Source organism: Oscillibacter sp. MSJ-31 (assembly GCF_018918025.1).
In the GTDB taxonomy this organism is placed as follows: Bacteria; Bacillota; Clostridia; order Oscillospirales; family Oscillospiraceae; genus Hominicoprocola.
This window is the reverse complement of record NZ_JAHLPT010000003.1, coordinates 227,770-234,900: the sequence shown is the minus strand read 5'-3', so window position 1 is coordinate 234,900 and position 7,131 is coordinate 227,770. Positions and strand designations below refer to the sequence as shown.

6 protein-coding genes and 1 rRNA gene are annotated in these 7,131 nt (G+C 62.8%); 4 read left to right on the top strand and 3 right to left on the bottom strand.

All coding sequences use genetic code 11. The features are described from left to right. Positions 1-95 (bottom strand): 16S ribosomal RNA (locus KQI17_RS04425); the annotation flags it as partial. 361 nt (positions 96-456) lie between these two features. Here KQI17_RS04425 and rmuC point away from each other — a divergent pair. The 3 genes from rmuC to KQI17_RS04410 all read left to right on the top strand — a co-directional run bounded on the left by rmuC (position 457) and on the right by KQI17_RS04410 (position 3,619). Then, positions 457-1,836 carry a DNA recombination protein RmuC gene (gene rmuC / locus KQI17_RS04420; RefSeq protein ID WP_216494984.1) on the top strand — a complete coding sequence of 460 codons (1,380 nt, stop codon included), beginning with the start codon at positions 457-459 and terminating at the stop codon, positions 1,834-1,836. Between the two features lie 45 nt (positions 1,837-1,881). Continuing rightward, the gene (locus KQI17_RS04415) at positions 1,882-2,721 is read left to right on the top strand and encodes a putative ABC transporter permease (RefSeq protein ID WP_216494983.1); all 840 of its coding nucleotides are present in this window, start codon (positions 1,882-1,884) and stop codon (positions 2,719-2,721) included. Positions 2,722-2,797: 76 nt separating this feature from the next. Next, positions 2,798-3,619, top strand: a complete 822-nt coding sequence (locus KQI17_RS04410) for an Mrp/NBP35 family ATP-binding protein (RefSeq protein ID WP_216494982.1) — start codon at positions 2,798-2,800, stop codon at positions 3,617-3,619. A 60-nt stretch (positions 3,620-3,679) separates the two neighbouring features. Here the strand turns inward: KQI17_RS04410 and KQI17_RS04405 are convergent, their stop codons facing one another. Further along, on the bottom strand, positions 3,680-4,528 hold the full coding sequence (locus tag KQI17_RS04405; protein WP_216494981.1) for a pyridoxamine kinase: 849 nt from the start codon (positions 4,526-4,528) through the stop codon (positions 3,680-3,682). A 117-nt stretch (positions 4,529-4,645) separates the two neighbouring features. Between KQI17_RS04405 and KQI17_RS04400 the strand changes: the two genes are divergently transcribed. Then, a complete protein-coding gene (locus KQI17_RS04400) occupies positions 4,646-5,929 on the top strand; it encodes a glycosyl hydrolase family 18 protein (RefSeq protein WP_216494980.1) in 1,284 nt (427 codons plus the stop codon). Here KQI17_RS04400 and KQI17_RS04395 read toward each other — a convergent pair. Further along, on the bottom strand, positions 5,926-7,068 hold the full coding sequence (locus KQI17_RS04395; protein WP_216494979.1) for a tyrosine-type recombinase/integrase: 1,143 nt from the start codon (positions 7,066-7,068) through the stop codon (positions 5,926-5,928). The two genes, KQI17_RS04400 and KQI17_RS04395, sit on opposite strands and share 4 nt — an antisense overlap. Positions 7,069-7,131: the final 63 nt, after the last annotated feature.

The window sequence follows — 7,131 nt, the reverse complement described above, 5'->3', positions numbered from 1 at the left end:
TGGACGAATCCTCGATCCACAGATTCTCGTTCGACTTGCATGTGTTAAGCACGCCGCCAGCGTTCGTCCTGAGCCAGGATCAAACTCTCAATAAAATGGTATCTAAACAGCTCTCGCTGCTCAAACCTTTATCGAGCTATTTGTCATAGCTTGCAAAACTTTTTATCCTTGCCCCTCCGTGTAATTGACTAAACCACTTCAGAGCAAGCTCGATGTCTTTTCAGACACCTCATATCTGGTGCTTCTTTGTTCTTCGTTGTTTAATTTACAAGGTACACGCTCCAACCGCGGAACAAGTGATAGATTACCACGTTGCCCGAGAATTGTCAACACCTTTTTTACATTTTTTTGGCTTTTCTCAAAAATATTTTGGAGACAAACCGGGAAAAAGATGCTATACTATTTTATACGGTTTTACAGTTCTTATACCATATTGCCATTATGAGGATTTTACTTATGAATGAATGGACCCTTGCCCTTTCCGCCGCGGCATTCGTGCTCGCGCTCCTGTCGCTTATCCTGCTCTTGCGGCTGATAAAGCGCCAGCCCGACTATGAGCGTCTCCTGCGCGAGAGCTGGAACGCTAACCTCCCCGCGCTCAAGACCGAGGTCACCGGCGAGCTGCGCGCGTCGCGCGGCGAGCTGACCGGCACCGTGCAGACGACCATGAAGACCTTTGCCGACTCGCTTGCGCTGGCGCAGACACAGACCGCCGAGCGGCAGGACGTACGCCTGCGCGAGCTGATCGAGAGCCTTGAGAAGAACCAGCTCCAGCTCAAATCCACCATCGCTGAAACGAACCGCATCCTCGCCGAGGCGCAGGAAAAGCAGTTCGCCATGCAGGATAAGCGGATGCAGGGCATCGAGGCGCAGTTCACCGCCTTCACCGCCGCCGTGCAGAGCCGGCTGGAGACGCTGCAAAAGGACAACAGCGAGCAGCTTGAAAAAATGCGCGTGACCGTGGACGAGAAGCTGCAAAAGACGCTCGACGAGCGCATCAGCCAATCCTTCCGGCTCGTCAACGAACGGCTGCAGGAGGTCTACACCGGCCTCGGCGAGATGAAAACGCTGGCCAACGGCGTGGGCGATCTGAAAAAGGTGCTCTCCAATGTTAAGACGCGCGGCATCGTCGGCGAGTACCAGCTCGGCGCGCTCATCGACGACATTCTCACGCGCGATCAGTTCGAGGAAAACGTCATCACCAAAAAGGGCTCGACCACCCGCGTGGAGTATGCCATCAAGATGCCCGGCGAGGATGGCAGCTTCGTCTACCTGCCCGTGGACTCCAAGTTCCCCGGCGACGTCTACGCGCAGCTCGTGGACGCCTACGACACCGGCGATCCCGCCGCCATCGCCGCCGCGCAGGCCATGCTCACAACGCGCATCAAGGGCTGCGCGAAGGACATCCGCGATAAATACATCGACCCGCCGAACACCACCGACTTCGGCATCATGTTCCTGCCCTTCGAGGGGCTGTACGCCGAGGTCGTCCGGCTCGGATTGGTCGAGGTGCTCCAGCGGCAGTACAAGGTCAACATTGCCGGCCCCACGACCTTTGCCGCCCTGCTCAACAGCCTGCAGATGGGCTTCCGCACGCTCGCCATTCAGAAGCGCTCGAGCGAGGTGTGGAGCGTCCTCGGCGCGGTCAAGACCGAGTTCGCCACCTTCGAGGACGTGCTCGCCGCCGCGCAGAAGCGCATCGAGCAGACCGGCGCGGAGCTGGATAAGCTCGTCGGCGTGCGCACGCGCAAGATCAACAGCAAGCTCCGCTCCGTCTCCGTGCTTCCCGCCGAGGAATCCGCGCGGCTGCTCGACGACGGCGCCGACACCGAATAATTTCCCATCCCACCGACGCATATTATTATATAGGAGATATTGCCCATGGCCACCTTGACCCCCCTGCCGCTGCCGCTGTCCTTTGAGGACTTCTGCGCCCTTTTCCTGCTCTTCATCGCCTACAGCACGCTCGGCTGGTGCGGCGAAATGATCTACTGCTCCGTGCCCAAGGGGCGCCTGTGCGAAAAGCGCGGCTTCCTCAACGGCTTTCTCTGCCCCATCTACGGTCACGGTGCGCTGCTCGTGCTCTACGCCCTGCGCGGCGGCTTCCGCAACCCGTTTTTGACCTTCCTGTTCGGTGCGCTGCTCACAAGCGCGCTGGAATACTTCACCAGCTGGGTGATGGAAAAGCTCTTCCACATGCGCTGGTGGGACTACTCCCACTATAAATTTCAGATCAACGGCCGCGTGTGCCTGCTCAACTCCACCTGCTTCGGTCTCGCCTGCGTGCTGCTGTGCCATGTCGTTCACCCGTGGCTGTGGGCGCACATCCTCGGCCTCGGCAGCGCGGTGATCGTACCGCTTGCCTCGTTCATCTCCGGCATTTATCTCACCGATACCGTGCTTTCCGTCCGCAGCGCCATTCAGCTCAGCGCCCAGATGGGCAAGCTGCGCGAGCTTCAGAGCGAGATCCGGGATCACATCGCCGAAAAGCGCGAGGAGAGTGCCGAGCGTCGAGCCGAGCGCCGCGAGGAGGCGCGCGAGCGTGCCCGTGCCCTGCGCGACGGCGCCGACATCTTCGAGCGCCGCCTGCTCCACTCGCATCCTCAGCTCAAGGCGGCGCGTGAGGATCTGCTCGCCGGCATCCGCGCCCGTTTGAGCGAGAACGAGACTGAGCTTGAGCAGCTCAGGAGCGTTTACAGCCCCCGCCGCGACAAGAAGTGAGCACCCGCGCGGTTGACTTCCCGCGCCATTCGGTATACACTAAGCCCAAACCAACAGCAAAGGAGCGTGCAGCGCCATGAGTGAATGCACCCACAACTGCTCGACCTGCGGCGAAAGCTGCGGTGAGCGCACCAGTCCCCAGTCCTTTTTGAAAAAGCCCCACGCCGATGCGCACATCGGCAAGGTGTTCGGCGTCGTGTCCGGCAAGGGCGGCGTCGGCAAGTCGATGGTCACGAGCCAGCTCGCCGTCAGCCTGCGCCGCAAGGGCTATCGCGTCGGCATTTTGGACGCCGACATCACCGGCCCCTCCATCCCGAAGGCGTTCGGGATGCACGAGAAGGCTGTCGGCACGGAAAATGCCCTCCTGCCCTGCGTCAGCTCGACCGGCATCGAGGTCATGTCCATCAACCTTCTGCTCGACGACGAGACCGATCCCGTCATCTGGCGCGGCCCCGTCATCGGCGGCGTGGTCACCCAGTTCTGGACCGACGTTCTCTGGGACGTCGACTACCTCCTCGTCGATATGCCGCCGGGCACCGGCGACGTGACGCTGAGCGTCTTTCAGTCCATCCCGCTCTCCGGCATCGTGGTCGTCGCCTCCCCGCAGGAGCTTGTCGGCATGGTGGTGGAGAAGGCCGTGAAGATGGCGGAGAAGATGGCGGTCCCCATCGTGGGCCTTGTGGAGAACATGAGCTATCTCACCTGCCCCGACTGCGGCAGAAAAATTTACCTCTTCGGCGAGGGTAGGAGCGCCGAGGCCGCGAAGAAGCACGGTCTCCCGCTGCTCGCGCAGATGCCCATTGACCCGCAGCTCGCCGCCCTCACGGACGAGGGCCGCATCGAGGAATTCAAGGGCGACTGGCTCGCCGACGCAGTCACCGCGCTCGAGGCGCGCTGACCGCACCCGCAAAAAAGCGGAAAGGATGTTTCCCGGGAAACATCCTTTCCGTTTTCTCTTTTATAAGCCCTCGTGCAGCTTCCAGAGGATCGGCTCGAAGTCCACGCCCTCGCGGGCCGGTATGTTCTGCGGCATGGTCTGAATGGCGCACTCGCGCACAAAGGCCTCCGCGAGCCGCACCGCCTCGTGCAGCGTTTTGCCCTTGACGAGCGCGCCGGTGAGCACGCTCGCGAACACGTCGCCGGTGCCGTGAAACTCCTTGCCGATGAACGTGTCGAAAAGAAACTCCGTCCCGCCGCTCGTGCGGTCAAAGACGCACGCGCCGATCTCTCCCTTGCGGAGCATCACGCCGGTGAGCACCACGCTGCGCGTTCCGTTCCGGCTCAGGCGCTCAACGACCGAGCGATAGCCTGCCTCGTCATGCGTCAGGGCGCCGAAGGAATGGTCCTCGCCGAGCAGCACCGCCGCCTCGGTCAGGTTCGGCACGATCACGTCCGCCAGCTCCGCCAGCCGCGTCATGCCCGCGCACATCGCGGGCGTATAGGTCTTGTAGATCTTGCCGTGGTCGCCCATCACGGGATCGCAGATAAAGATCGTTGAGCGGTCGCGGCGGAAGGTGCGTACAAAGTCCGCCGCAAGGTCCATCTGCGCCTCGCTGCCCATGAAGCCGGTGTAAACGGCATCGAAGTGGATGCCGAGCTCCGCCCAGTGCGCGGCGGTCTTGGGCAGCTCGTCGGTCATATCCAGAAAGGTATAGCCCGTGAAGCCGCCGGTGTGCGTGGAGAGATAGGCGGTCGGCAGCGGGCAGCACTGCACGCCCATCGCGCTGAGCACAGGGATGGCGACGGTCAGCGAGCAGCGGCCGAAGCCGGACATATCGTGGATGGCGGCAACTCTCGGCGTAGGCATAAAAACGGCTCCTTCCTTTTTGCTTCTCCTATTATACCGCACCGCGGGCGCATTGCAAGGAAAAATCCGCGGATAGCGCACCCGCGCCGCGCATAGGCTGGTGCGAGGTGATCTTTTATGGATATTCATGTGGTGCGCGCGGGCGAGACCGTTTCGTCGGTCGCCGCGCGGTACGGTGTGCCGGCGGGCATTCTCGCCGGCGTCAACGGCATCGCGCCGGACGCTCCGCTCGCCGTCGGGCAGACGCTCGTCGTCCGCCGTCCGCGCGAGCTGCACACGGTCGCGAGCGGCGAGAGCGTCTATTCCATCGCCCTGCGCTACGGTCTGAGCGCGCGGACGCTCTATCAGAATAATCCCGCCCTCGGCGGGCGCAGCGCCCTCTACCCCGGGCAGACGCTCGTCATCGCCTACGACGACACGCCCACGCGCACACTCGCCGTCAACGCCTACAGCTACCCCTTTATCCGTGGTGGTCTGCTCGACGCCGCGCTGCCCTATCTCACCTACCTCACGCCCTTTACCTACGGCATCAACGCCGACGGCACGCTGCTGCCGCTCGCGGACGAATGGCTGCTCGCCGCCGCCGGACAGTACCGCACGGCCGCGCTCATGCACCTCTCCACGCTCACGGAGGAGGGCCGCTTCGACAACGCCCGCTCCACGCTCATCTTGGAGGACGCGGACGCGCAGGACGCTCTGGTGCAGAGCATCCTCGAGACCGTACAGGCCCGGCATTACTTCGGACTGGACGTGGATTTTGAATATGTGCTGCCCGAGCAGCGCGAGGCCTACGCCGCCTTCATCACGCGGTTGCGCGAAGCGCTCAATCCGCTCGGCTGTCCGGTCGTCGTCGCGCTCGCGCCGAAAACGAGCGCCGCGCAGCGTGGACTGCTCTACGAGGCACACGACTACGCGCTCCTCGGCGCGGCAGCCAACGCGGTGTTTCTGATGACCTATGAGTGGGGCTATACCTACGGACCGCCGATGGCGGTCGCGCCGCTCACTCAGGTGCGCGCCGTGCTGGACTATGCCCTGACCGTCGTCGCGCCGGAAAAGATCTTCATGGGCATCCCGCTCTACGGCTACGACTGGCCTCTGCCCTTCGTATCCGGCGAGACGCGGGCGGAATCTCTCTCGCCGGTGCAGGCGGTCGAGCGCGCTCTGCGCCACGACATTGCCATTCAATACGACGCGGCCGCGCAGGCCCCCTATTACCACTACACCGACCGCGGCGGGCGCGAGCACGCCGTCTGGTTCGAGGATGCGCGCAGCATCGAGGCCAAGCTCCGCCTCGCGGACGAATACCATTTGCAGGGCGTGGGGTACTGGAATCTTACACGTCCCTTTCCCCAGAACTGGGCGGTGCTCGCCTCGCTCTTTGATATCGAGACGCTTCTCTAAGCGCGCGTCCCGATGGCCTTTGCCACCACGTTTACCACGTCCTGCACCGTCTCGTCGAAAAGGTGCGTGTAGACCTCGCTCGTGATGCTCGTCGAGCTGTGGCCGAGCGCCTTGGAGATGGTGAACATCGGCACGCTGCGGCTGTTGGCGACGCTCGCAAAGCTGTGGCGCAGGCCGTGGAGCGAGATGGACGGCAGGGCGTTCTCCTCAACGAAGACCGCGACGCGCCGTCCGAGGCCGTTCGGGTCCCACGGCTTTCCCTGCTCCGTGACGGCCACGTAGCCCTCGGGATTGAAGCCTGTGCCCCGCTCACGCTGCCCGCGCTCCCATTCGTCGTGCAGCCGCGTGAGCAGCTCCTCCAGATCGCTCACCCCATCGTAGCACAGCCGCCGCACGGAGGAATAGGACTTAGGCTTTTTCTCAATGAACGTTCCGCCCACGGAGGTTCGCACCTCGCGGACGGTGACGATCTTCGCGTCCAGATCCACACAGCGCCATTTGAGTCCGCAGATCTCGCTGCGCCGCAGCCCCAGATAGCCCGCCAGCTTGACGGCGGGCTCGATCTCCGTGCCCGCGCAGCGGCAAAACAGCTCGCGCAGCTGCGCGGGATCGTAGTAGCGGTGGCTCGGCAGCACCTTGGCCGGCGGCGTAACATAGCGCGTCACGTTTTCCCGCAGCAGCCCCTGCCGGACGGCGGCCTCCAGCGCCGTGTGCAGCAGCACATGGTGCTTGCGCACGGTGTTGTGGGAGAGTCCCTTTTCCAGCAGCTCCGCGTAGTACCGCTGCAGCTGCGCCGGCTGCAGCTCCGGCAGCTTCACCTCGCCCAGCGCGGGCACAAGGTGGAGTCGGATGATGTTCTCGTAGCCGTGGACGGTGGTCTTTTCGCGGTTCGGGCAGATAAAATCCCGCAGCCAGACCTCCAGCCAGTCGGCGAGAATGACCTCGCCGCCGTGGCGCGTGCGCTTGAGCGCGCGCAGGCGCAGAAACTCCGTCAGGGTGCTCTCGGCGTCGTCGAGGCAGCGGAAGGTGCGCACGCAGCGGTCGCGCGAGCCGTCGGGCCGCATCCCGTAGTGCATCGTGACGTAGTAAAGGTCCTTTTGATCGTCGTAGGCAAGATTTCGTTTGATGGATTTTCGCATATTCGTTCGCCCTCCTTTTGGAATGGAGGCAGTATATCACCGATCGAGTGCAATGAAAAACGG

Coding starts and splice junctions, on each gene's coding strand:
- rmuC (WP_216494984.1), top strand. CDS start 457: ATGAATGAATGGACCCTTGCCCTTTCCGCCGCGGCATTCGTGCTCGCG.
- KQI17_RS04415 (WP_216494983.1), top strand. CDS start 1,882: ATGGCCACCTTGACCCCCCTGCCGCTGCCGCTGTCCTTTGAGGACTTC.
- KQI17_RS04410 (WP_216494982.1), top strand. CDS start 2,798: ATGAGTGAATGCACCCACAACTGCTCGACCTGCGGCGAAAGCTGCGGT.
- KQI17_RS04405 (WP_216494981.1), bottom strand. CDS start 4,528: ATGCCTACGCCGAGAGTTGCCGCCATCCACGATATGTCCGGCTTCGGC.
- KQI17_RS04400 (WP_216494980.1), top strand. CDS start 4,646: ATGGATATTCATGTGGTGCGCGCGGGCGAGACCGTTTCGTCGGTCGCC.
- KQI17_RS04395 (WP_216494979.1), bottom strand. CDS start 7,068: ATGCGAAAATCCATCAAACGAAATCTTGCCTACGACGATCAAAAGGAC.